This is a genomic window from Xanthomonas sp. NCPPB 2586 (assembly GCF_041475775.2).
Classification (GTDB): Bacteria; Pseudomonadota; Gammaproteobacteria; order Xanthomonadales; family Xanthomonadaceae; genus Xanthomonas; species Xanthomonas campestris.
Genome location: NZ_CM192981.1, coordinates 4787761 through 4810295 on the forward strand (window position 1 = coordinate 4787761; position 22535 = coordinate 4810295).

Here is a 22535-nt window from a genome sequence, read left to right on the forward strand (position 1 = left end):
TCATTGGGCCGTTGAGTCGTCTGCTGCAGCAGCGATCAGCAGGCTGGGTGCTCCCTATCAAGGAGTCGCCATGTCCCGTCGCCTTCGCCTGTTGTTGGTCGTGGCACTGCTGAGCTGGCAGCCGGCTGGCGCCACCCCTGCAGCCTCTGCGCCACCGGTGCGCAGTGATAGCGTCCTGCCCGGCCCCGCCCTGCTTGCCGACATCGCGGTGCTGGAGCAGGCCTACGCTGCGCTGCATCCTGGGCTGTATCGGTATTCCAGCGAGCAGGCGGTGGCGCAACGCTTTGCAGCGCTGCGTGCCGAACTCGGCCAGGGCGCCACCCTGGCCCAGGCCTATCTGGCGATCTCCCGCCTGACCGCCAGCGTGCGTTGCGGCCACAGCTTCCCCAATTTCGTTAATCAACCCGAGGCGATCCAGCACGCGCTGTTCGACCACGACCGCCATCTGCCGTTCTACTTCCGCTGGCTGGACGGGCGCATGGTGATCAGCCGCAACGGCTCGAACCAGCGGTCGCTGGTCCCCGGCACCGAGGTGCTGGCGATCGACGGCGTGCCCGCCGCGCAGATCCTGTCGGCCCTGATGGGCGTGGCACGCGCGGACGGCAGCAACGATGCCAAGCGCATCGCGCAGATGGAGGTGCAGGGCTTCGCGCGCATCGAGGCGTTCGATGCCTACCTGCCGCTGCTGTTTCCGCAGATCAGCGCCGAACCGCTGCTGCGCGTGCGCGGGCCTGGGGGTGGCGCAGTGCGCACGCTGCAGGTACACAGCCTGACGGCGGCGCAACGGCAGGCGATGGCGCCGATCCAACCGCGCGACAGCACCGCGCCGGCATGGCGCCTGGAGATGCCAAACGCACGGCTGGCGATCCTGCGCATGCCCGATTGGGCCTTGTACGACAGCCAGTGGGACTGGCGCGGATTTCTGGCGCAGAGTTTTTCCACCCTGGCCGCGCGCAAGGTCCCCGCGCTGGTGATCGACCTGCGTGGTAACGAAGGCGGGCTTGATGTGGGCAGCGTGCTGCAGGGGTATCTGTCCGCGCGTGCGCTCGGTGTGCCGCCGATGCGCAAGCGGGTGCGCTACCGCCGCCTGCCCGCGTCGCTGGCGCCATTCGTCACCACCTGGGACGCTTCCTTTCGCGATTGGGGCGCGCGCGCGGTTGAAGACGCTGACGATGCGCGCTTCTACACACTGCATGACGCGGCCAGCGACGATGCATCTACCAAGACGTCAACGCAGATCGCGCCGCGCGCGCCGCATTTCGCCGGCAAGGTGTTCGTGCTGATCGGCGCCGAGAACAGCTCGGCCACGTTCGAATTCGCCCAACGCGTGCAAGCCAATGGGCTGGCCACGCTGGTCGGGCAACCCACCGGTGGCAATCTGCGTGGCATCAATGGCAGCGCGTTCTTCTTCGTGCAGCTGCCCAACTCGCACATCGAAGTGGACCTGCCGCTGGTGGGCCAGTTCCCTTTGACCGCACAACCGGATCGCGGCGTGCTGCCCGACATCACCGTGCGGCCAAGCGCTGCGGATCTGCAGCACGGCACCGATGCGGAAATGGCGGCGGTCACCGCGTTGCTGCCCGGTGCGTGAGCCGGGTCAGTCGCCTTCCGCAGTGCTGCTACATAGCTTCGGCTATAAAGATCAGACCGACCTTCGCGTGCAGGCAAAACGCGCTGATCCGTGGCGCACGTTGGTACACTGCGCGCCCCCTTGGGGAGTAGCCTGCTTCCAGTCGATGGAAGCGCCCGCATCAACATACTCGGCCGTTGCGCCGTGGTGCGGGCAACCACTCTTGGTTTGGCGAGACCAGCGGCATGCGTGCACAACGATGGTTGGGCGCGGGCGCATGCCGTTGTGATCGTGCCCAACCCGAGGTTGTCGATGTCTCCGCTCTCTATCGTGTTGCTTGGTTTTGCGATGTCCACCGACGCGTTTGCCGCGGCCATCGGCAAGGGCGCGGCGATGCGGCGGCCGCGCTGGCGTGATGCCGTGCGTGCCGGGTTGGTGTTCGGTTGCATCGAAGCGATCACCCCGGTGATCGGCTGGATGCTCGGACGCGCGGCCTCCGATTACCTCGCCGCCTTCGATCACTGGATCGCCTTCGGCCTGCTCGGCGCGCTGGGGGCGCACATGATCGTGGCCGGGCTGCGCAACGAGTCCGAGGTGGATGAAGCACTGCGCGATACGCCCAAGCGCTATGGCTTGCTGGCACTGGCCGCCACCGGCTTTGCCACCAGCATCGATGCGATGGCGGTGGGCGTGAGCCTGGCGTTTCTGGATGTGCACATCGGCGTGGTGGCGGCCGTGGTCGGGCTGTGCACGTTGAGCATGGTCACCGCCGGCGTGATGCTCGGCCGTGCACTGGGCGCGCTGATCGGCAAGCGTGCGGAGATCCTGGGCGGCGTGATCCTGATCCTCATCGGCAGCACCATCCTCTACGAACACCTCAGCGGCGCGGCGTAGGCAGCGCGATTGCCGTGGTAGGAGCGCGCTTGCGCACGATGGGGCGTTATCGGTGATGTGGCGTTCTCGGTAACGCTTCATCGCGCGCGAGCGCGCTCCTACCGTGTTGCGTGTCCTGTAAGAAGCGTGGTGCATCATAGATGCCGCCGTGCATCAACGCATCTTGTCGCGATGGGCGCTCAAGAATGCGCACGGCAACATCAGCGACCGTTGCCTGCGCACAGGCTCCTGGATCAGGGCGCGACTCACTCGTAGGAGCGCGCTCGCGCGCGATGGGGCGTTCCCGGTGATATGTGGCGTTCCCGGTACGGCTTCATCGCGCGCGAGCGCGCTCCTACGGTGCTGCGTATTCTGCAAGCAGCGCGATCGAGTCAGGCCTCCGCGTATCAACGCATCATGTCGTGATACGCGCTTAAGACGTGCACACGTCGAGATCAGCCGACAACTACCTGCGCGCAGACTTCTATATCGGCCCGGGCACTGGTAGGAGCGCGCGCGCGATGGGCATTCCCGGTGATGTGTGGCGTTCTCGGTACGGCTTCATCGCGCGCAAGCGCGCTCCTACGGTGTTGCGTGTTTTGTAAGCAGCGTGGTGCATCATAGATGCCGCCGTGCATCAACGCATCTTGTCGCGATGGGCGCTCAAGAATGCGCACGGCGACATCAGCGACCGTTGCCTGCGCACAGGCTCCTGGATCAGGGCACGACTCACTCGTAGGAGCGCGCTCGCGCGCGATGGGGCAGTCCCGGTGATGTGGCGTCCTCGGTAACGCTTCATCGCGCGCGAGCGCGCTCCTACGGTGCTGCGTGTTTTATAAGCAGCGCGGTCAAGCCACAACTGGCGCACGTCACCGCATGGTGTCGTGATACGCACTCAAGAACGCGCGCAATGACGCCGGTTTGACCGGTTTGGTGAGCAGGCGGTAGCCGCGTTGGCGCGCCAGTTGCTTGAGTTCATCGCGGCCGTCGGCGGTGAGCAGTGCGCCGGCGATCGGGTCCACGGCGGCGGCCTGCAAGGCGTCCAGGGTGTCCAGGCCATCGAGGCGGTCGTGCAGGTGGTAGTCCACCAGCATCACGTCCGGGCGTTCGCGGGCAAGCTCCAGCGCCTGGTCCACGGTGCTGGCAGTGATCACCTCCACCTGCCAGCGGCCGAGCAGCGCGCGCATGCCGTCCAGAATCTCGCGGTCGTTGTCCACGCACAGCACGCGCAACCCGGCCAGCGAATCGCCGCTGGCCTGCGGGCGCACCGCCAGCACCGGCACCGGTGCGGCCGGCACCGCGTCCACGCGCGGCAGCAGGATCGAGAACATGCTGCCCTGGCCCACCTGGCTGCGCGCGCTCAGGTCGTGATCGAGCAGGCGCGAGATGCGCTGGCAGATCGACAGGCCCAGCCCCAGCCCTTGTTCGCCCCAGTCGAATGGCTGCTGGTAGCGGCGAAATTCCTCGAAGATCTGCCGCATGTGGTGCTCGGGAATGCCCGGGCCGGTGTCCCACACCTGCAGCTCCACCTGCGCGCCGCGCCCGCGCATGCCCAGCACGATGCGGCCCTGGCGGGTGTAGCGCAGCGCATTGGCCAGAAAGTTCTGCATCACCCGGCGCAGCAGGCGGCGGTCGCTACGCACCCACAGCGCGCGGGCGTGCACCTGCAGCCGCAGCCCGCGGCTGGCCGCCACCGGCGCGTATTGCGCGGCCAGCTCGTGCATCAAGGCACTGGCATCGAAATCCTCCACCGTGGGCCGCAAGCCGCCGGCATCCAGCCGCGAGACGTCGAGCAGGCCGTCCAGCAACTCTTCGGCTGCACGCAGCGAGGCATCTACGCGCTCGGCCAGGTGGCGCTGTTCTTCGTTGTTCTGGTGGCTCTCGCGCAATGCCGAAGCAAACAGCCGCGCGGCGTTGAGCGGCTGCAACACGTCGTGGCTGATCGCCGCCAGAAAGCGCGTCTTGGACTGCTGCGCCAGCTCGGCCTCGCGCGAGCGGTCGGCCACGCGTTGCTCCAGGTTTTCGTTGGCGTCCAGCAGCGCGCGCTCAGCGCGCTTGTAGTCGGTGATGTCGTTGTAGCTGGTGACGTAGCCGCCGCCGGGCAGCGCCTGGCCACGCATTTCGATCACCTTGCCGTCGCTGCGGGTGCGCTCGAACACGTGCGGCGAGCCGGCGCGCATGTGGCGGATGCGGCGGTCGATCTGGTCTTCGATATCGCCCTCGCCCAGCTCGCCGCGCTCGGCGTTGTAGCGGATCAGGTCCGCCACCGGGCGGCCGACGTAGAGCATGCCGTCGGGGTAGCCGAACAGCTGCTGGTAGCGGCGATTCCACGCGGTCAGGCGCATGTCCGGGTCGACCACGCTGACTGCGGCGCTGATGTTTTCCAACGTGGTGGAGAGAATTTCGCGATTGAAACGTAGCTCCTGGCCGGCCTCGTCGAGCACCGCCACCACCTCGCCCAGCTCCATGCCCGAGCCACGCAACAGGCTGGTCAGCACCAGGCGCGCGGACGCGGCGCCAATGGACGCGGCCAGCAGGCGCTCGGTGAACTGCACCCAGGCGCGGTCGGCCACGGCGGTGGGCTGCAGCTCGCGTTCCAGCAACTGCGCCTGATCCAGAAACGCACGATGCGCATGCCGCTCGCCCACCACGCGCTCGGCCAGCGCCTGCAGGTCGGCCACATGCACGTGGCCAGGCCATTCGCCGGCCACCGCTGGCCGCTGCGAATACGGGTCCAGGAACGGCGCTGCGCGCAGGCGCTCGTCCACACCGGGCCGCCAGCGCGCCGACACCACCATCATGGTGCCGGTATTGATCAGCAGCGACCAGAACGTGCCATGCGCCAGCGGGTCCCAGCCGCTCATGCCGAACAGTTGCTGCGGCTGAAGCCAGCCGATGCCGAACGGGCCATCCACCAGCCACTCCGGCTGCAGCCAGCCGGCGCGCGTGGCCGCCGGCAGCAGCAGCGTGTAGATCCAGGTCATGAAGCCCAGCACCATGCCGGTCTCCACGCCCTTGCGGCTGGCGCCGCGCCAGTACAGCCCGCCGATCACGCCCGGCGCGAACTGCGCCACCGCCGCGAACGCCATCAACCCGTAGGCGGCCAGCGTGGTGTCGTTGGCCACGCTGCGGTGGTAGCCGTAGGCGATCAACGCCAGCAACAGGATTGCCACGCGGCGGATCCACAACACCCGCGAGGCCACGGTGGCGCGCGCGTCGGCACTGCTGCGCCGGCGCAGCAGCACCGGCATCACCAGGTCGTTGCTGACCATGGTGGCCAACGCAATGCTGGCCACGATCACCATGCCGGTGGCCGCAGAGAACCCGCCCACGTAGGCCACCAGTGCCAGCACGGTATTGCCCTGGCTCAGCGGCAGCGCCAGCACCACCGCATCGTCCACCACCGAGCTGTCCTGGCCGAACAAGGCCACACCGGCCGAGGCGATGGGCACCACCATCGCCGAGATGATCACCAGGTAGGCCCCGAACAACCAGCGCGCGCGGCGGATGTCGCCGACATCGCTGCATTCCACCACCGCCACATGGAACTGCCGCGGCAGGCACACCACGGCCAGGAAGCTGAGCAAGGTCTGCGAGATGAAGCCCACCGATGGCGTGTGCTGGAACAGCGTGCGCGCCGAATCGGCGATGCGCAGCTGGTGATCACCCAGCCACAGCCAGGCGAACACGCCCACCGCCACGATCGCCACCAGCTTGATCACCGACTCCAGCGCAATCGCCAGCATCATGCCGTGGTGATGCTCGGTGGCATCCACCTGGCGGGTGCCGAACAAGGTGGCGAACAACGCCATCAGCAACGCCACGTATAGCGCCGGATCGGCAAAGATGCCGCGCCCGGCGCTGCTGTGGCCGGTGAGCACTTCCAGGCTCATCGCCACCGCTTTGTACTGCAGGGCCAGGTAGGGAACGATGCCGACCAGCGCGATCACCGCCACCAGCGCCGCCAGCCGCCGCGAGCGGCCATAACGCGAGGAAATGAAGTCGGCGATGGAGACGGTGTTTTCGGCGCGCGCGATCAGCGCCAACCGTTCGATGATGCGCCAGCCAAACAGCAGCAACAGCAGCGGGCCCAGGTAGATCGGCAGGTAGCCGATGCCGTTGCGCACCGCCGAGCCCACGGCGCCGTAGAAGGTCCACGACGAGCAGTACACCGCCAACGCCAGGCTGTAGACCGCCGGCCGCAGCCACGGCCGCTCCGGGTACAGCGGGCGGTGATCGCCCCACCACGCCACCCCGAACAGCAGCGCGGCATATCCCAGCGAGACCAGCAGCAGTATCCAGCTCGAGACCAACGGGCTTCCTAGGCGGGAATGCGAGGGGGGAGTTTACGCAGTGGGGTCGGAAATCGGGAATCGGGAATCGGGAATGGGGAATGGGGAATGGGGAATGGGGAGTCGGGAATCGCAAGAGCGGCTGGCTGGGGCGCGGTGGAGGGTGTTGGCTATGGCGGTGGATGCCGGTTATCCGCGCAGGGCACTGGCCGGCGTCCGCTGGCCGGCTGTCGTAGGAGCGCGCTTGCGCGCGATGGGCTTCACCGGGACGCCCTTCGTGCTCCTCACCCACGCTGCGCCGTTATCCGAGCGCTTAGCGCGGGCAGCCGTATCTGCCGCTGGGCCGTAGCTACAGCTACTAGATGAGGCGCCCTGCCGGACGTGCACGGCCTGGGGGCTAACAGCCGCGGTGAGACGGCGCTATGCGTTCGGCGTATCGGGACAGCTTCATCGCGCGCAAGCGCGCTCCTACAGGGCGTTGTGTTCGTGGCGACTGGCTGGTGGCGGCCTGCGGGGGGCATCGAGAACCGCATGTGCTGTCGTATCGAAACGCGCGTGGCCTATCCGTTGGCGTTTAACGTGACAGCGCGGCCGATGGCGCCCATCCGCACAGGAACGATCTGGCCAACGTCCGCTGCCCCGCTCCCGTAGGAGCGCGCTCGCGCGCGATGGGCTCTACCAGCGATGGGCGTCACCAGGAACCCCATCGCGCACCTCAATCCTCAACACTGCGCCGTCAAACGCTCCACCGTCACCGGGCGCTTAGCCCGGCAACCGTACCTGGAGCTGGTAGGTGCGTCCGGCGACGATGCCGTGCACGCGCTGGTCCGGGCTGACCACGCCATCCACCTGCACTTCCAGCTGCGTGCGGCCCGGCTCGCGGGTCAGGGCCACCTCGAACTGCGCGCCGCGGAACTGCCGGGTCACCTGCGCCTGCGGCCAGTGCGAGGGCAGTTGCGGGCGCACCGCCAGTGCATCGCCGTCACCCACCAGCCCGAACAGGCCCTCGAGCACGCAGCGGTACACCCAGGCCACCGTGCCGGTGTTGAAGAGCTGGCTGGAACGCCCGGCGGTACGCGGATACTGGTGCCAGGCACCGCGGTAGTAATTGGGCAGCGACACCGGCAGATGGCCGCGTTGCAGCGCGTCGGCCATGTCCGGGCCCGGCAACATGGCGCGCAGGATCTCCCAGGCACGATCGGCGTCGCCGATCTGATACAGGCTGTAGAGATAGAACGCCACCGCGTGGTTGTAGACCGCACCGTTCTCCGCGGCGCCCGGCCATTTCTGGGTCAGGCGGCCCACGTCGTCGCGCATGTGCGTGTACGCCGGCGCCAGCATCACCGGCCCGTACGGGGTATGCAGTTGCTCGCGCACCGCGGCCAGCAGTGCCGTGCGTTGTTCGGCATCGGCGGTCCCGGCCAGCAGCGCCCAGCTCTGTGGATTGAGATAGATACGGCCTTCTTCATCGTCGGCGATGCCGAAGCGCACGCCATCATCGGTGATGCCGCGCGCATACCAGTGGCCATCCCACAGCTCGCGGTTGGCGGCAGCGTTGACCTCCTCCACCGCCTGGCCGAACTGCGTTGCCTGCGCGCTGCGCCCGTTAGCGGCGCAGATCCCGGACCACAGCCGCAGCGCATAGGCCGTGGCCACGGTCAGCCAGCCGGACACCCCCACGCCGCGCCAGCCCACCATGTTCATCGGGTCGTTCCAATCGCCTTGCGCGATGAAGCTCAGCCCGCGTGCATCGCGCGCATCCAGCAGCCATTGCATCGCTGCGTCCAGCCGCGCGGCCACGCTGAGCGCCTGCCCGTCGTGCGTGCGCACCACTGCATCCAACACCGCCACATCACCGGTTTCGGCCAGATACGCATCCAGGAAGATCGGCAGCCACACGCAGTGGTCGGTATGCGGCACCTGGTTGATGTATTTGAGCTCGGCGCCTTCCACCAGCAGGATGCCGTCCGGCATCGCACCGCTGGGCTCCTGTTGCGACAACGCATGCAGCAACGCCGCGCGCGCGGTGGCCGGCTGCAGGTAGGCCATGCCCATGTGGTCCTGCAGATAGTTGCGCGTCTGCGGATCGGTGGTCAGGCGATTGACGTCGCCGTGATAGAACACCTGGCGCGGCAGCCAGTGATTGACCAGGTTGTCCAGCGCCGCATCGGGCGTGGCGATCTGCACGCAGCCGCGCCCGGCCTGCAGATACTGCGCATAGTCCTGCGCGGCAGCGGCGAAACCTTCGGCAGACAGGTACCGCGCACGCAGGGCCGCAATCTCCGCATCGTCCTTGGCCGGGCCGAACGCGAAGCGATACACGGTTGCCGCATCCGGCGCCAGGCTGAGCCGGTACTGCAGCGCCGCGGCGGGGTTTTCGTAATGCGCGTCGTGGTTGCCTAGTTGCTCGGCCTGCACTGCCGACGGTGCATGCAACCCGCCCTCGCCTTCGAACGCCATTTGCTGCGCGTCCCAGGCCACTGGCGGCTGCTCATGCAGCAAGAAGGTGCAGTCCTTGAAATCGCGCTGGCGGAAGTAGTCATCCACCTTTTGATACGGCGTCACGCTGCGGCAGACGATGCCACCGAGCTCCGGCGAGTAGCCGCCGCTCTGGTGCATCCACGACATGTAGCCGATCGGGAAATACGGATACAGGCTGAGCCGCCGCGTACGCCCGGACTGGTTGTGCACGCGGCATTCCCATAGCTCCACCGCATCGTCGGTGGGCAACGACACGCACAGCTCCACCACGATGCCGTCGTGGCGCACCCGCCAGCGCACATCGTGCTTTCCGGCGGAAAACTCGAACGTTTCCGCCGGCGCACGCACCGGTTCATGCGGCACCGAATACAGCGCGCCGGTGTCTTCGTCCTTGAGGTAGAAGAAGCGCCCGGGATGATGCGCGTAGTACGGCTGCTCAGGCATCATGAAATTGCGCGCTTCCAGCAGCGGCGCATGCGCGTACTTGGCCGGCTCCGGCTGCATGAATTGCGCGGTGGCGTAACCGCGGCAGGTCAGCTGCACCATCATGCGGCGGTTCCACAGGAAGCCGCCGGCCGTGGGCATGGCGGTGGGGCTGTAGAGCGCATAGCGCATGCCGTCGGCGCTGGGCGCCATCAACGTGGCGAGATCGTCGGGTGCGGGGGAAGCTGCAGACACGGTCAGGGGTGCTCCGGTTCGTCGCGCTTGCGCGCGGCCAGTTCAAGCTGGATGCGACGTAGCAGGCCGTCGTCCAGCGGGTAAAAACGCATGGTCCAGGCGGCCAGCAAGGCCACCACGCCGGGGATCACCGTCAACAGCAGCACGATGCCCGTCAACGATGCTTGCGACTGCGCGCTGTTGGCGACATAGCCCATGCCGGCCAGCACCCAGGCGATGCCGGCCGAGGCCAGCGCGCCGCCAAGCTTTTGCGAGAACGTGGCCGCGGCAAAGGTCATCGCGGTGGCACGCCGCCCGGTGCTCCATTCGGTGTAGTCGGCGCTGTCGGCATACATCGAGAACGCCAATGGCGATTTCGGCCCCAGCGCCACGCCGATCAGCATGTTCAAGGCGAAGATCGCCCACACCATGTCGGCGGGGATGAAGAACATCAGGCAGCTGAGCAGGCCCACGACGGCCATCAGCGCAGTCATCAGCGTTCGCTTGTCCCAGTGACGCGTCAGCAGCGGCGTGATTGCCGCACCCACCGCCAGCGACACCGAATAGCCACCCAGAAACAACCCGGTGAGCTCCGGGCGCTGCACGTAATACTTGAGGTAGTACACGCCGGCACCGCCGCGCATCACGATGGTGATCATGATGATCAACGACAGCACGAACAGCACGCACCACGGGCGGTTGTGCAGCAGGTCGGCGATGTCCTGGCGGATCGGTGAGCGCTGCTGCGGCGGTGGCTGCACACGTTCGCGCGTGGTCAGCGCCACGGTGACGAACAACGCCACCGCCACCGCGCCATACAGCATCATCGTGCGTTGCCAGCCCAGCGCATCGTTGCCGCCGCCGAACCACTTCACCAGATCCATCGTGCAGTAATTGACCAGCGTGGTGCCGGCAAAGGCGGCGATGAAGCGCAGGCTGATCAGACTGGTGCGCTGGTTGCTGTCGGCGGTGATCACGCCCGACAACGCCGAGTACGGAATGCTCACCACCGTGTAGGCCAGCATCATCACCAGGAAACTGATCGTGGCCCACCACATGCGCCCGTTCTGATCCAGCGCCGGCGTGGTGTAGGCGAGCACGCCGGTCACCGCCATCGGGACGGCGCCCCACAACAGATACGGGCGGAACTTGCCCCAGCGGCTGCGCGTGCGGTCGGCCAGCGCGCCCATCGCCGGGTCGGCGATCGCATCGGCGATCTTGGTGAGCAGGATCATCGTGCCCACGGCCGCGGCCGGTAGGTGCATGGTGTCGGTGTAGAAGATCAGCAGGAACGCGGAAATGTTGGCCCAGTACAGATTCAGGCCCAGATCGCCGGCACCGTAACCGAGTTTTTCGCGCAGGCGCAGTGGCGCCAACGGCGGAGGCGTTGCAGGCGATGACGTCATCGACAGACCTTCGGATGCGTTGAACCCGGCGGAGCGCACCGTTACGCTGCTGGACCGCTCACCTGGCAAGGAGCGCCGACGCTACACCACGCATCGGCCTGCCGCCAACGTGAAATCCGGCAACATGCCGAATCGATCCGGAGATATAACCTGACGTGATGGAGACTGCAGCAGCTGCCACGCCCGCGTCCGCTTCGCCCCTGGCCATCGTGGTGATGGGCGTTTCGGGCAGCGGCAAGACCACCATTGCGCAGGCCCTGGCCACGCACTACGGCTTCCGTTTTCTCGATGCCGACGACTATCACAGCGTGGCCGCGCGCGCGCAGATGGCATCCGGGCAACCGCTCACCGATGCGATGCGGCTGCCCTGGGTAGAGCTGCTGTCGGCGACCTTGCGCGACTGTGTGCAGAGCGGTGAATCGGTGGTGCTGGCGTTCTCCGGATTGCGCGGCACGCACCGCCAATTGCTGCGCCGCAGCGGGGTTCCGATGCGCTTTGTGTTCCTGCATGCCGCGCCGCACGTGATCGCCGCACGCCTGAGCGCACGCGCGGGCCATTTCATGCCGCCGAGCCTGCTCGACAGCCAGCTGCAGACGCTGGAACTGCCGCTGGACGAAGCCGACGTGGTATCGGTGGACGTGGATGCCACCGTGCCGGAGGTGGTGCAGGACGCGATCGCGCAGCTGGCATTGGAGTAGCGCAACGCGTTGCAGTGGCAGTGGGATCGATGGGTCGCATGTGTGGGCGGCGTGCGTGCGATAACGCCGCTGCAACGCCAACTCAGGTGCGGTGACGGCGTGATGTGTGGCAGCGCGTGCGGTCCGCCGCACAGCATGTAGCTTCAACTTGCGGATGCGATAGAAATTGCTGCCGCAGAACGCGCTGCTGACGCTGCGGCGCACGGCACGTTGCAGCAAACGGCACCATCGCGTTCGCATTCGGCGACGATGCGCAGCTGGCTGCTTCCGCGACATCCAACTCAGTGCGCCCTCGCATATCCGCGGGCACGCGCCAATACGTAATCGGTGCATGCATCGAACCCCACCGTGACCCGCGCGCGCGTAGACACGCAGCATGCTGCGCCGCTACAGGATTGAACGCATCGCGCCGCTTGAAGCGCGGCGTATTGGTAGTCTGCAGATGCCGCGATGCAGGGCAGCTCACGCGAGTGCCAGGCGTCACACAGGATGCGCAACGTGGCCAGGTTACTTTCAGTAGACCGCTGTTTTACAGGGGTTTGCGTGATCGTCCGATTGAATCATTTTGTCTATCACAGCCCGCGCAGATCGTGATGCATCATCAGTATTTGTGCGAATAACGAACGCGCTGAACAGAATTTTTCCAAGCTGGTACTACCAGACACAACCAGACCCGACCGCGACATGAACACGGCGCCACCGATGGGTTGCACGGTCATCGCAATCGGCGATCTTCACCACGCAGATCCGGGGGGATTCAGCGCTTTCCTTCACCAATGGACACGCCGTGATGACCAATTCTCTTCGCCGCTTGCGGTTTCGCAGTTTGACGCTCATCCCCTGCCTGCTCGCCAGCGCAGTGGCTTTCGCCCAGTCCGGCACAACCGCCCCACCGTCGGTGTCCTCCCTGGATACCCGCGCCTTTGCAGCGTCCGGCCAGGTCTGGCGTTCCTTTGGCAGCAATCTTCCGTTTGCCAGCCCCAATAATTGGCCTACCGCTGGTGGCGGTTATTTCAACAGCCGCTTCGCGCCTGGCGAATGGAAGATCAATCGCACTACCGCCCCGACCCTCAAGCCGGCGTGGACCTTGACCACCACTGGCGACATCTCGGCGACGCCGAGCGTAGAAGGCGGCACGCTGTACGTGCCCGACTGGGGCGGCACGCTGTATAGCGTGGACACGCAGAGCGGCAAGCCGAACTGGCAGGCCAAGCTGTCCGACTACACCGGCAACGCCAACTCGGTGACGCGCAATACGCCGGCGATCAGCGGCAAGAGCATCATCGTTGGCGACCAGGCCTCCGGTACGGTGATGGCAATCGACAAGAAGACCGGCAAGTTGCTGTGGAGCAGCGTGGCCGAATCCAACCCGCAGGCACGCATCACTTCTTCGCCGGTGATCTACGGCAACCGTATCTACGTGGGTATTTCCTCGGGTGACTGGGGCAACCTGGACGCCACGCATACGTTCACGTTCCGCGGCAGCGTGGTGGCGCTGGATCTGAACACCGGCAAGAAAGTCTGGCAGTTCTACAACGTGCCCGAGGGCTATACCGGCGCATCGGTGTGGGGCCAGGTGGCAATCGATCCGATCAGCCGCCGCCTGTATTTCGGCACCGGCAACAACTACAACATCCCCGCTGGCGTGGGCAACTGCGTCTCCAATGCGCGGTCCTACCGCGGCAGCGAACTCACCGTGCAGGATGAGTTGAACTGCATGGCGCCGGACAACTACGTCGACTCGGTGGTCGCCTTGAACCTGGACACCGGCAAGCTGGCCTGGGCCGACCGCGCGCAGGGCTACGACGCCTGGAACCTGTCCTGCATCGTGGCGCCCACCAATGGGCTGTGCCCGAACACGCAGGCCACCAACCTGACCGGTCCTGACTACGACTTCGGCGGCGCCGGCGTACAGCTGTTCACCGTCTGGCGCGACGGCAAGCCGCAGCAGTTGGTCGGCGCCGGCCAGAAGAGCGGCATTTACTGGGCCTTCGACGCCAGGACTGGCGCCAAGGTGTGGTCCACGCAGGTGGGCCCGGGCGGCACCACCGGCGGCGTCGAGTGGGGCACCGCGTTCGACCCGTACAAGTCGCAGGTCTATGTGGCCATCAATAACAGCTCCAACGCCACCTATACCCTGGGGCCGGACAACACCGTCAGCCACAACGGCGGCTCGTGGGCAGCGCTGGATGCGGCCACCGGCAAGATCAAGTGGCAGGTCAAGGTGCCCGGCGTAAACAGCGTCAACCCGAACGTGCCGGCCGGTGGTCAGGGCTCGCTGACCGTGTCGCCGAACCTGCTGTACGCCGGTTCGATGGCCGGCAACATGGTCGCCCTGGATACCGACACCGGCGCCACATTGTGGAACTACAACGCCACCGGTTCGGTGATCAGCTCGCCGGCAGTGGTCGACGGCGCGCTGTATTGGGGCGCGGGCTATGGCCGCTTCAACTTCGGCACCGCCGCCACCAGCAACCAGCTGATCAAGTTCGTGCCGGACAGCGGCGCGGCCAAGTAATCGGCTAGCACGTGCGCTGCGTTGAATGACGCGTAGTGACAGCAAAACAGCGACGCCACCTTCGGGTGGCGTCGTTGTGTGTGGCGCCAAGCGACGGGCCACATCTGATGTGCATGTGCACTTGATCGGCGCCCTCATTGCTGCACGTCCCACACCGGCCTTGCTTCGAGCGCGAGCACGCCCTACAGCCGCGTGACCTGGCATAAGCGGATCTGTCCCGCCTCCAACCCATGCGCTTCGGCCGCGCGACGGCGCAACGCGCACACCAGTTCTGCGGCATCGAGCACACCATCGGCAGGCACCGCCACGCTGTGGGCCAGTTGCCCCCACAGCACCGGCCGACCATCGCAATAGCCTTCGTAGTCGGCGAAGTAATGCAGCAGCTGCCGCTCAGGTGCCAACGTGGACATCGCCCTGAATCTCCGTGCAGCCCAGATGTTCCAGCGCGATCTCCAGCCCAAGCAAATAACTCTGCGCGCAATAGCCACGCACGATGGCCACCCGCTGGCCCAGCCCGGCGGGCAAACAACGCTCCGGCCGGTCCGTGCTGTCGTCGTGGGCTTCCACATACGGATACGCGAGCCCGGCGAGCACGCGGTGCAGCCGCACGCTGTCCACGCAGCTGCCCGGATCGATCAGCGCGATCTCCATGCGCGCCTGCCCGGCCACGCGTAAGGCATCCAGCAACTCCTGCTCCGACCCACAGGCGCGCAGCGCCACCGTCTTGCCCGCATCCCCGGCGCAGCGCACCAACTGGGTGATCACCGCACGCGGCAATGCCTGCGGCCCACGCACCAGCGACGACGCCGCTTCCGGCCCACGCAGAATCATGATCGACATGTCGGCGGCCTCAGACAGCCACGCGCATCGGCGCATGCAGCGCCGGCAAACACCGCGCCGCAATGCCGAGTGACATCGCATACGCACGCGGCGCATCGTGTGGCGTAATCACCACCGCCAGCGGCGCATGCTGCGGATGCAGCCACGGCTCCAGCTCCTGGCCGGCGTCGGCATGCAGCTCGATGTACGGCGTGGGCAAGGCATCTACTGCCGCACGCAAGGCCGTCGCACACGTCCGCTCGTGCAGCGGCAGATCGCCGGAATCAAGCAGCACCAGTTCCACATCGGAATCGCCACCGGCTGCCTGCAGCCCGGCAATCAGGCTCGCAAGGTCAGCACACGCCAGCGTGCGCAGGTCACGCCCGGCACACAGCGGCAGCGGCGCCACCGGTATCGCATCGGACTGCGGGCCACGCAAAATCAGGATACACATCGTCTTCGACTCAACGCACCACGGTGCGGGAGTGCCAAAGTAGGCCTGCCGGGCATAAAGCGGCTATGCGTACGTCAGAGTGCCGGCATAAAGAGTTAGTAAATACATAGAAATGGACGCGCGTCGATCCGATCACTCGCACTCCAAGAATAAAGGCAGCCGTGGTAGCGCTACAGCTTGATCGCGGACTGCTACAGGGATTTTATCCTCGGCCCGATCAATCCTAAGGCATTATGCTGTTCGAATGAGATCCCCCCTCTCGGCAAGATATCGAAGCATCCACCCGTAAAAAAGGCCGGCAGTAATTTTGAAGTCCCAAATTGGGTCACCTTCTCCAAACTGACGTTTGCCGCTGCCTTTGCCATATAGCTCGATCGCGCTCACCATAACGCTAGGGTCACTCATAAATAGCGCCTCGCGCAAAGCATCTACCTTTTCGGCAAACTTGAAAACATCTTCGCGTCTAAGCTGGTGGCCGAGCCTATGCCCTAGTTTATTTCGCAATCCATTTAGCTCAAGCGTCGCCAACCCCATCTCCACTGGCATTCCAAACGCAGTGGCGAGTTGAACTTTGTGAGAAAAGTTTTGAGGCAATGTGATTATCTTTGCAGTTTCGATCGTGATTGACGAATTTATGAATACGGCCAGTAACTCCTCAATGTGAAGGTGGAGGCGAAGCACGCAACCGATAATATCCTCAGTCTCGAGGGCCCTGACAAATTCGTCTTGAGGGGAGGGTCCGATAAAATCTGCACTAGTCACCATTGACCATCCTTCCTTCTCGAATTTCGATATAGCTAAATTATGTCGACTCCCAGCAATTCAGTGCTAGATAAAGCTAAAAGTCTGCACTTTGATTTCATTCGCCGAGGCCGGAGAGCGCTGATCCGCTAAGGCTCTTTCGCCCGGCATCTATTGGTCTTAGTTGGCTAACCAATGTTCGTTATGTTCGCAAACCTGCTCAGCGTGCGGAAGATCTCGATGTCAAACACGCCACGACAATACACCTTCATGCTCTTGCCGTACCCGCTCTTCTGGACAAAAAGCTACTTCTCCCGCCGCCAATTGATCGATCCCTTGGTCTCCACCGTGCTGGATTCGGCTTCCACATCGAAGCCGCGGCTGAGCAGATATTTCAGCGTCAATACCGAGCCGCTGCCGACCATCGAGACGCCGTAGCCGACGTAGAGTTTGGGCGAGAGGTACTTGCCGAAGCCCACGACCGAGCCGACGGTGCTGGATTCGCTCACGCCGGCTTCGTCGAGGCCGAGCTTGGCGCCGATCTGCGAGGCAATCAGGCTGCTGCCGGCCGACAGGGCCGCCGAGGCGGCGCTGACTTGCTGGGTTTCGTCGCTGCTGGCGGTGGACAGGCCGCGGCCGAGCACCAGGTACGACAGCGCTTCGGATTGCGACATCGCGGGCTCCGACCACACATCCGCACGCGGCGATTCGGCGCGGCCGCTGACGTCGATGCCGGCGGTGACGTCGCCGATCTTGCGTTCGGCGCGCAGGCTCACGCGCGGGTCGGAGACGATGTTGTTGTTCCAGGTCAGCTGGCCGCGGCTGATGGTCAGATCCTGGCCATAAGCCTTGTAGCGGCCGCGCACGTCCAGCCCGCCATTGGCAGTCATTTCGCGGCCCGGGCGCGCGCGGATCTGCATCTGCCCGCTCAGCCCGCCTTTCAGGCCGAAACCGCTCATGTTGACCTTGTCGCCGAGCACGATGGCTAGGTCCATATCCAGCTGCGAAGCGGGTGCGGCTTCCGGGTCCACCGGGTCCAGCACCACCACGTCTTCGGACACCGAGGTGCCGCGGTCGAGCCGTTCCAGATCGATGTCGGCCTCGGGCACGGTGACCTTGCCGCGCAGCTGCATGGTGGTGTCGACGATGCCGAACTGCATGTCCGGGTTGGCGACGATGCGCAACTCGCTGGTGTTGTAGGCCAGCACGTTTTCACCGCGGATATTGAGCAGCAGCGGCGTACTGGTGCCGAACCACGACAGCCCGCCATCGATGTTGAGCGTGCCGTCGCCGGACTTGGCCGAGGCGGTGATCTTGGCCGAGCCATCCGGCAGCGCGTCGAAGCGGCCCTTGCCCTCGCTCAGGGTCAGGCCCATCGACGGGTATTCGGCGGTGAAATCGCTCAAGGTCGCATCGCCGCCAAGCAGCGGTTTGTCGCGGGTGCCGCGCAGGCTCACGTGGCCTTCGACCAGCCCCTTGGGCCGCACCACATCGGCCACCACCAGCTCCAGCCAATACAGCCGCGACATGTTGAGATACAGCTCGCCGTTGAGCGGCGCGTACGCATCCCAACCGGTGTTGAACTTAGCGTCCACAAAGCCATTGCCCTGGAAGCCCACGCCGAGCTTGCCCTGGATCTGTTGCGGGGTGAAATCGGCCTGCACGCTGAACTGGTCGTAGCGCAGCAACTCGCCACGATTGGGATTGCCGGCCACCGCCGCGTAGCGGTTCTCGCCCAGGCGCACGCCGCCTTCTGGCGAAGCGATGCGGAACGAGCCTTCCCAGGCATTGCCGCGTGGCTTGAAGCTGCCGTCCAGGGTGAGGTCACCGCGCAGATAGATCTGCCGGCCTTCCTGCTTGGGCAGCCACGGCTGCACCAGCGACAATGGCAACGCATCGCCATGCACCACCATGCCCTCACGCGGCCAGTTGGCGCTGGCGCACAGCGCACCGCCGGTGGCTGCGCCGAGGCAGGTGTCCGACAGGGTGAATGCGGCACCTTCGGTGCTGAACTGCGCCGGCTGGCGCAGCGCCCAGGCATCGCCCTTGGCCGGCACGATGCGCAGCGTGCTCACCTGCCCCTGCCAGCGCGCGCCGTTGCGGCGCACATCGCCCTGCAGCGCGACGCTGGCCATGCTGTTGGCGATGTCCGCATCCAGCCGCAGCGCTTCCACCGCACCGCGTGCCTGCACGCGCACGCTATCCAGCACCACGCCCGCTTCGATGGCAGTGCCCTGCAAGGCCAACTGCCCGTCGCTGCCGCTCCATGGCAGGCGCCCGCGCAGGCTCACGCTCTGCGCGCTGTAGTCGTTCCAGCGCAGGCCAGTGCCGGCCAGGTCGGCGGTGATGGTCGGCGCACCGCGGCGGCCGTTGACCTGCAGCTGCCCACGCACGGTGCCGGTGGCGCCAGGCAACAGGTCGTCCAGCTGCAGCGGCTGCAATTGCGCCGCGATGTCGAGCTCGTCGCCCACGGTGCCCTTGGCGTCGATGCGGCTGCTGCCCAGTGCCAGCTGCAGCTGGCCTTCGCCCTGCGTGCCGCGCAAGGCGAACTTGCCATTGGCCGACAGCGCGCGTTGGCGCAACTGCCCGGTCAAGGTCGGGATGTCGGCGGTGGCCTCGTAGCCCGGCGAGACGCCCCCGGCCGGTGCCGGCAACCGGCGGCCCTTGGAGGCGACCTTGCCGGACAGATTGCCGTTCCAGCCCGGCACGAAATAGCCCGGGTCGAACTTGGCCAGCTGCGCGGTGAGGTCCCACTGCAGTGCGGGCGCCCAGGCCACCTCGCCGGTGAGATCCAGCGAGCCACCCGGGGTCTTGGCCTGCACCTGCTTGAGCTGGGCACGCTGGTCGTTGCCGCGGCTGTCGAACACCAGTTCGGCCTGCTGGCCATCGCGCTGCACGGTGGCCCGCCCGATGGCGGCCCAGGCCTTGAGCGTCCCGGCCAGGCCCAGGCGTGCGTCGGTGAGCTCCACCGGCACCGCCGGCGCATCCGGAGTGGCGGGGTCCGCAGCTGGCGTGAAGCGCAGGCCGCTGGCATTGACCGAAAACCGGAAGCTGGCGTTTTCGGGGTCGCGGAAATCGGCGCTGCCGCGTAGCTGGGTGCGGCCTTCGAACGCATCGATGATCAACGGCTCCACCGTGAGCACCTGGTCTTGCAGGCTCACGTGCGAGGGCTGCAAGGTGGCGCTCAACTCGCCTTGTTTGACGCTGCCACGCAGGTCGGCCTTGCCGCCCTTACCCGAGGCCTGCAGGTCCAGCGCGATCGGCGTGGCCGGCGGGGTCTCCTGCCCGGCGGGCGCCGGTATCAGCAGCGAGGTATCCAGAGCCTCGGTCACCGCCTTGAAGGCCCAGGTCGGGTCGTCGCGGCCGGTGAACACCAGGCTGGCGCGCAGCGGCGCCGGCGCGCGCCCGGCGATCGCCACTTCCATCTTGTCCAGGTCACCGCGTGCCACCAGGCCCAGGCTGGCCGGCGTGCGCCCACGTGCGGCCGGCAACACCGCGGTGGCGGTGAGGTCGGCGCGGTAATCGTCACTGGGCACGTAATCGCCGTTGAGGCGGAAGTCGCCCATGTCGGTATCGACCACCAGATTGCGCGTGCGCAATTCGCCGGTGGCCACTTCCAGGCCGCCCTGCACGCGGTGCAGGGTGATCATTGGCTGTTGCAGCTGGGTGATACGCAGGTTGTCCACGCCAATGTGGTCGGCCTGGATCGCCAGCGGCACATTGATCTGCGGCAGCGACTCCGGCCAGCTCGGCAGGGTGAAGGGCTCGTCACTCTTGCCCAGGTTCAACGTGGCATTGCTGACCTGCACCGCATCCAGTTGCAGCTTGCGGCCCAGCAGCGGGCGCAGGTCGGGTTCCAGGTACACGCGCTCGGCGGTGAAGTGGATGTCCTGATACCTGAAGTCGACATTGCGCAGGGTCAGCGGGCCGGCCACCGGGCCTTCGACGCTGCCATAGGTGAAGCTGGCACCCACCGGCAGGCGCGCGGTGACCTGGGCCAGCAACACATCGCGCCCGGCCACGGTCTGCAGCAACCAGTACAACGCAATCAATGCCAGCAGGCCCAGGCCGAGCACGGTCAGGCCGGAGCCCACCCAAAAACGGCGGCGCCGGTAGAAGCGCGGGCGCGGCGCGGGGCTGGTGGGGGGCGTTGGTGTACTCACAGGTTCGCCCCGATGTCGATGTAGAGCTGGAACTGCGAATCGGGGTCGTTCAAGCCGTGCGCAATATCCACCCGCACCGGCCCCACCGGCGAGCGCCAACGCAAGCCGAAGCCAATGCCGGTGCGCCAGTCCGGGGTGTCATCGAAAGCACTGCCGCTATCGACGAACACCGCCCCGCCCCACGGCCCGCCCTTGAGGTAATGCTCGTATTCGGCGCTGGCGGTGACCACGTTCTTGGCACCCAGCGCGAATTCATCCGGCTTGGGCGTGCGCGGGCCCACTTCGCGGAATGCATAGCCGCGGATGCTGTTGGGGCCACCGGCAAAGAACCGCAGGCTCGGCGGCATCGCCACCAGATCGCTGGTCCAGGTGGTGCCACCTTCGCCACGCAGGATCACCCGCCCATTGTCACCGGCGCCCAGGAACCACCGCAGCTGGCCATAGAGCTGACCGAAATTGGTGTCCGACCCGGCGCCCTCGGCGCCGCCGCGGATGAACATCTGCCCGGACACGCCGCTACGTGGAAACAGCCGGTCATCGACGTTGACGTAGTTGGCCTGCAGCTGCGGATAGATCAGCGTGGAGGTCTCGTACACGGCATCGGTGAAATCGCTGCCGCTGCTGAAACGCCAACGCTCGCGCAAGGCGTTGATCGAAGCGATCGCACTCCAGCGCTCGTTGATCTGGCCACTGCGGCTGCCGGTGAGTTTGACGTTGCGCAGGTCGATGTATTCGGTCTGCTCGTCGTACAGCCGCGCCGAGGCGGTGTACCAACCATCCAGCCAGCGGAACGCCGGCACCCGGTAGCTGGTGGTCAGGCTCTTGCGGTTCTGCGCGTAGTCCAGCTGCGTGTCCATTTTGTGGCCGCGCGAATTGACATAGCGCCGCTCCACGCCCCCGCGCACGCCGGCGCCGCTCTCGCTGCCATAGCTCAGACCGGAGGTGTACACGGTGCGCTTGGCGCGGGTCAGCTTGACGTCCACCGGCACCCGGCCCTGGTCATCGGCTTCCTCCGGCTTGGGCTGGATGTCGATGGTGCTGAAGTAATCGAGCTTGGTCAGTGACTCGCGCAGCCGATCCAGCTTGCCTTCGTGGTAGTAGCTGCCCTCGTCCCAATACACCAAGGGCTCGAACAGGCCGGGGCGGAAGTAGTCGTAGTCAAAGCGCACCTTGCCCATGTCGTAGCGGCGGCCGCTGTCCCAGTTCAGATCGATGTCGGCGGCATGCTCGGCACGCGTCACCGCCACCCGGCGCTGGGTGAAGTCGGCATCAAAGTAGCCGCGCTCGGCCAGGCGGCGGGTGATGCGCACCTTGCTGGCTTCGTACTGTGGATGGCTGAAGACCTGCCCTTCGCGCGGCTCGAACTGCTTGAGGTCCTGGCCCAGGTAGCGGTCTTGCTCGGCCCAGCCGGTGATCGAAATATGCGACTGCCGCACCCGCACCGGCTCGCCACGGTTCACCGTGATCACCACGGTCAGGCGCTCGCCATCGCGCGGCGCGGCGATGTCGATGGTGGGCGAGTAATAACCAAAGGGCTCCAACGCCTCGCGCGTCTGCCGCTCCGCCTGCGCCAGCAGGTACTCCAGCCGCGACTCGCCCTGCTCCTTGCCGACAGCCTCATACAACGACAAGGACACCTCGATGTTCTCGATCATCTCGGCGTCGTCGTCGCCGTCCAACCCCTTGATCTCGACCTTGTCGATGGTTCCGCGGGCAAAGGCAGAACCGGCCAGGATGCACAAGAGCAGAAAAACGGGACGAACCCGGAGAATGAATCGCATCGGCGCAGGATACCGGGAGGACCGCGAGGGTCTGTTAATGGGGCGTCTAGGCGTCGAGAGTGCCATGCCGTGTGTCATATAG

At 66.0% G+C, this 22535-nt stretch carries 13 protein-coding genes and 1 riboswitch; of the genes, 4 read left to right on the forward strand and 9 right to left on the reverse strand.

Features of this window, described 5'->3' with window-relative positions; genetic code table 11:
- The first annotated feature begins 70 nt into the window (after positions 1–70).
- Both ACCQ09_RS21080 and ACCQ09_RS21085 read left to right on the forward strand, forming a co-directional pair.
- Positions 71–1591 carry a S41 family peptidase gene (locus ACCQ09_RS21080; RefSeq protein WP_228428072.1) on the forward strand — a complete coding sequence of 507 codons (1521 nt, stop codon included), beginning with the start codon at positions 71–73 and terminating at the stop codon, positions 1589–1591.
- Positions 1592–1706: 115 nt separating this feature from the next.
- Positions 1707–1878: riboswitch (yybP-ykoY riboswitch) on the forward strand.
- 4 nt (positions 1879–1882) lie between these two features.
- Positions 1883–2464 carry a manganese efflux pump MntP gene (locus ACCQ09_RS21085; RefSeq protein ID WP_011039144.1) on the forward strand — a complete coding sequence of 194 codons (582 nt, stop codon included), beginning with the start codon at positions 1883–1885 and terminating at the stop codon, positions 2462–2464.
- Between the two features lie 848 nt (positions 2465–3312).
- On the opposite strand, the gene ACCQ09_RS21090 is transcribed toward ACCQ09_RS21085, so the two are convergent.
- From ACCQ09_RS21090 to ACCQ09_RS21100, 3 genes are all read right to left on the reverse strand, one after another.
- Positions 3313–6756 (reverse strand): hybrid sensor histidine kinase/response regulator, encoded by a 3444-nt coding sequence (locus ACCQ09_RS21090; protein WP_040942078.1) that lies wholly within the window; start codon positions 6754–6756, stop codon positions 3313–3315.
- 741 nt (positions 6757–7497) lie between these two features.
- Positions 7498–9852: a GH36-type glycosyl hydrolase domain-containing protein gene (locus tag ACCQ09_RS21095; RefSeq protein WP_162274443.1), complete on the reverse strand. Its 2355-nt coding sequence runs from the start codon at positions 9850–9852 to the stop codon at positions 7498–7500.
- A gap of 44 nt (positions 9853–9896) precedes the next feature.
- On the reverse strand, positions 9897–11279 hold the full coding sequence (locus tag ACCQ09_RS21100) for an MFS transporter (protein WP_011039147.1): 1383 nt from the start codon (positions 11277–11279) through the stop codon (positions 9897–9899).
- Between the two features lie 158 nt (positions 11280–11437).
- Here ACCQ09_RS21100 and ACCQ09_RS21105 point away from each other — a divergent pair, with 158 nt between their 5' ends.
- Together ACCQ09_RS21105 and ACCQ09_RS21110 are read left to right on the forward strand one after the other, a co-directional pair.
- Entirely contained in the window at positions 11438–11977 is a 540-nt protein-coding gene (locus ACCQ09_RS21105) for a gluconokinase (protein ID WP_012439617.1), read from the forward strand.
- Positions 11978–12767: 790 nt separating this feature from the next.
- Entirely contained in the window at positions 12768–14495 is a 1728-nt protein-coding gene (locus tag ACCQ09_RS21110) for an outer membrane protein assembly factor BamB family protein (protein ID WP_040942081.1), read from the forward strand.
- 182 nt (positions 14496–14677) lie between these two features.
- On the opposite strand, the gene ACCQ09_RS21115 is transcribed toward ACCQ09_RS21110, so the two are convergent.
- The 6 genes from ACCQ09_RS21115 to ACCQ09_RS21140 all read right to left on the reverse strand — a co-directional run bounded on the left by ACCQ09_RS21115 (position 14678) and on the right by ACCQ09_RS21140 (position 22453).
- Positions 14678–14905 (reverse strand): hypothetical protein, encoded by a 228-nt coding sequence (locus tag ACCQ09_RS21115; RefSeq protein ID WP_040942082.1) that lies wholly within the window; start codon positions 14903–14905, stop codon positions 14678–14680.
- The gene (locus tag ACCQ09_RS21120; protein WP_040942083.1) at positions 14886–15335 is read right to left on the reverse strand and encodes a 3-dehydroquinate dehydratase; all 450 of its coding nucleotides are present in this window, start codon (positions 15333–15335) and stop codon (positions 14886–14888) included. Before ACCQ09_RS21120 ends, ACCQ09_RS21115 begins: the two co-directional genes overlap by 20 nt.
- Before the next feature lie 10 nt (positions 15336–15345).
- Complete coding sequence (locus ACCQ09_RS21125; RefSeq protein ID WP_228428074.1) at positions 15346–15768, reverse strand: hypothetical protein; 423 nt, start codon at positions 15766–15768, stop codon at positions 15346–15348.
- Positions 15769–15999: 231 nt separating this feature from the next.
- Complete coding sequence (locus ACCQ09_RS21130) at positions 16000–16533, reverse strand: hypothetical protein (protein ID WP_012439623.1); 534 nt, start codon at positions 16531–16533, stop codon at positions 16000–16002.
- Positions 16534–16814: 281 nt separating this feature from the next.
- Positions 16815–20672 carry a translocation/assembly module TamB domain-containing protein gene (locus tag ACCQ09_RS21135; RefSeq protein WP_040942084.1) on the reverse strand — a complete coding sequence of 1286 codons (3858 nt, stop codon included), beginning with the start codon at positions 20670–20672 and terminating at the stop codon, positions 16815–16817.
- Positions 20669–22453, reverse strand: a complete 1785-nt coding sequence (locus ACCQ09_RS21140) for an autotransporter assembly complex protein TamA (RefSeq protein WP_242444058.1) — start codon at positions 22451–22453, stop codon at positions 20669–20671. The genes ACCQ09_RS21135 and ACCQ09_RS21140 overlap by 4 nt, the downstream gene beginning before the upstream one ends.
- Positions 22454–22535 lie beyond the last annotated feature (82 nt).

Excerpts from the sequence above, each read along its gene's own strand:
- ACCQ09_RS21080 (WP_228428072.1), top strand. The coding sequence starts at position 71 with ATGTCCCGTCGCCTTCGCCTGTTGTTGGTCGTGGCACTGCTGAGCTGG.
- ACCQ09_RS21125 (WP_228428074.1), bottom strand. The coding sequence starts at position 15,768 with ATGTGTATCCTGATTTTGCGTGGCCCGCAGTCCGATGCGATACCGGTG.
- ACCQ09_RS21115 (WP_040942082.1), bottom strand. The coding sequence starts at position 14,905 with ATGTCCACGTTGGCACCTGAGCGGCAGCTGCTGCATTACTTCGCCGAC.
- ACCQ09_RS21085 (WP_011039144.1), top strand. The coding sequence starts at position 1,883 with ATGTCTCCGCTCTCTATCGTGTTGCTTGGTTTTGCGATGTCCACCGAC.
- ACCQ09_RS21100 (WP_011039147.1), bottom strand. The coding sequence starts at position 11,279 with ATGACGTCATCGCCTGCAACGCCTCCGCCGTTGGCGCCACTGCGCCTG.
- ACCQ09_RS21130 (WP_012439623.1), bottom strand. The coding sequence starts at position 16,533 with ATGGTGACTAGTGCAGATTTTATCGGACCCTCCCCTCAAGACGAATTT.
- ACCQ09_RS21120 (WP_040942083.1), bottom strand. The coding sequence starts at position 15,335 with ATGTCGATCATGATTCTGCGTGGGCCGGAAGCGGCGTCGTCGCTGGTG.
- ACCQ09_RS21110 (WP_040942081.1), top strand. The coding sequence starts at position 12,768 with ATGACCAATTCTCTTCGCCGCTTGCGGTTTCGCAGTTTGACGCTCATC.
- ACCQ09_RS21105 (WP_012439617.1), top strand. The coding sequence starts at position 11,438 with ATGGAGACTGCAGCAGCTGCCACGCCCGCGTCCGCTTCGCCCCTGGCC.
- ACCQ09_RS21095 (WP_162274443.1), bottom strand. The coding sequence starts at position 9,852 with ATGGCGCCCAGCGCCGACGGCATGCGCTATGCGCTCTACAGCCCCACC.
- ACCQ09_RS21140 (WP_242444058.1), bottom strand. The coding sequence starts at position 22,453 with ATGCGATTCATTCTCCGGGTTCGTCCCGTTTTTCTGCTCTTGTGCATC.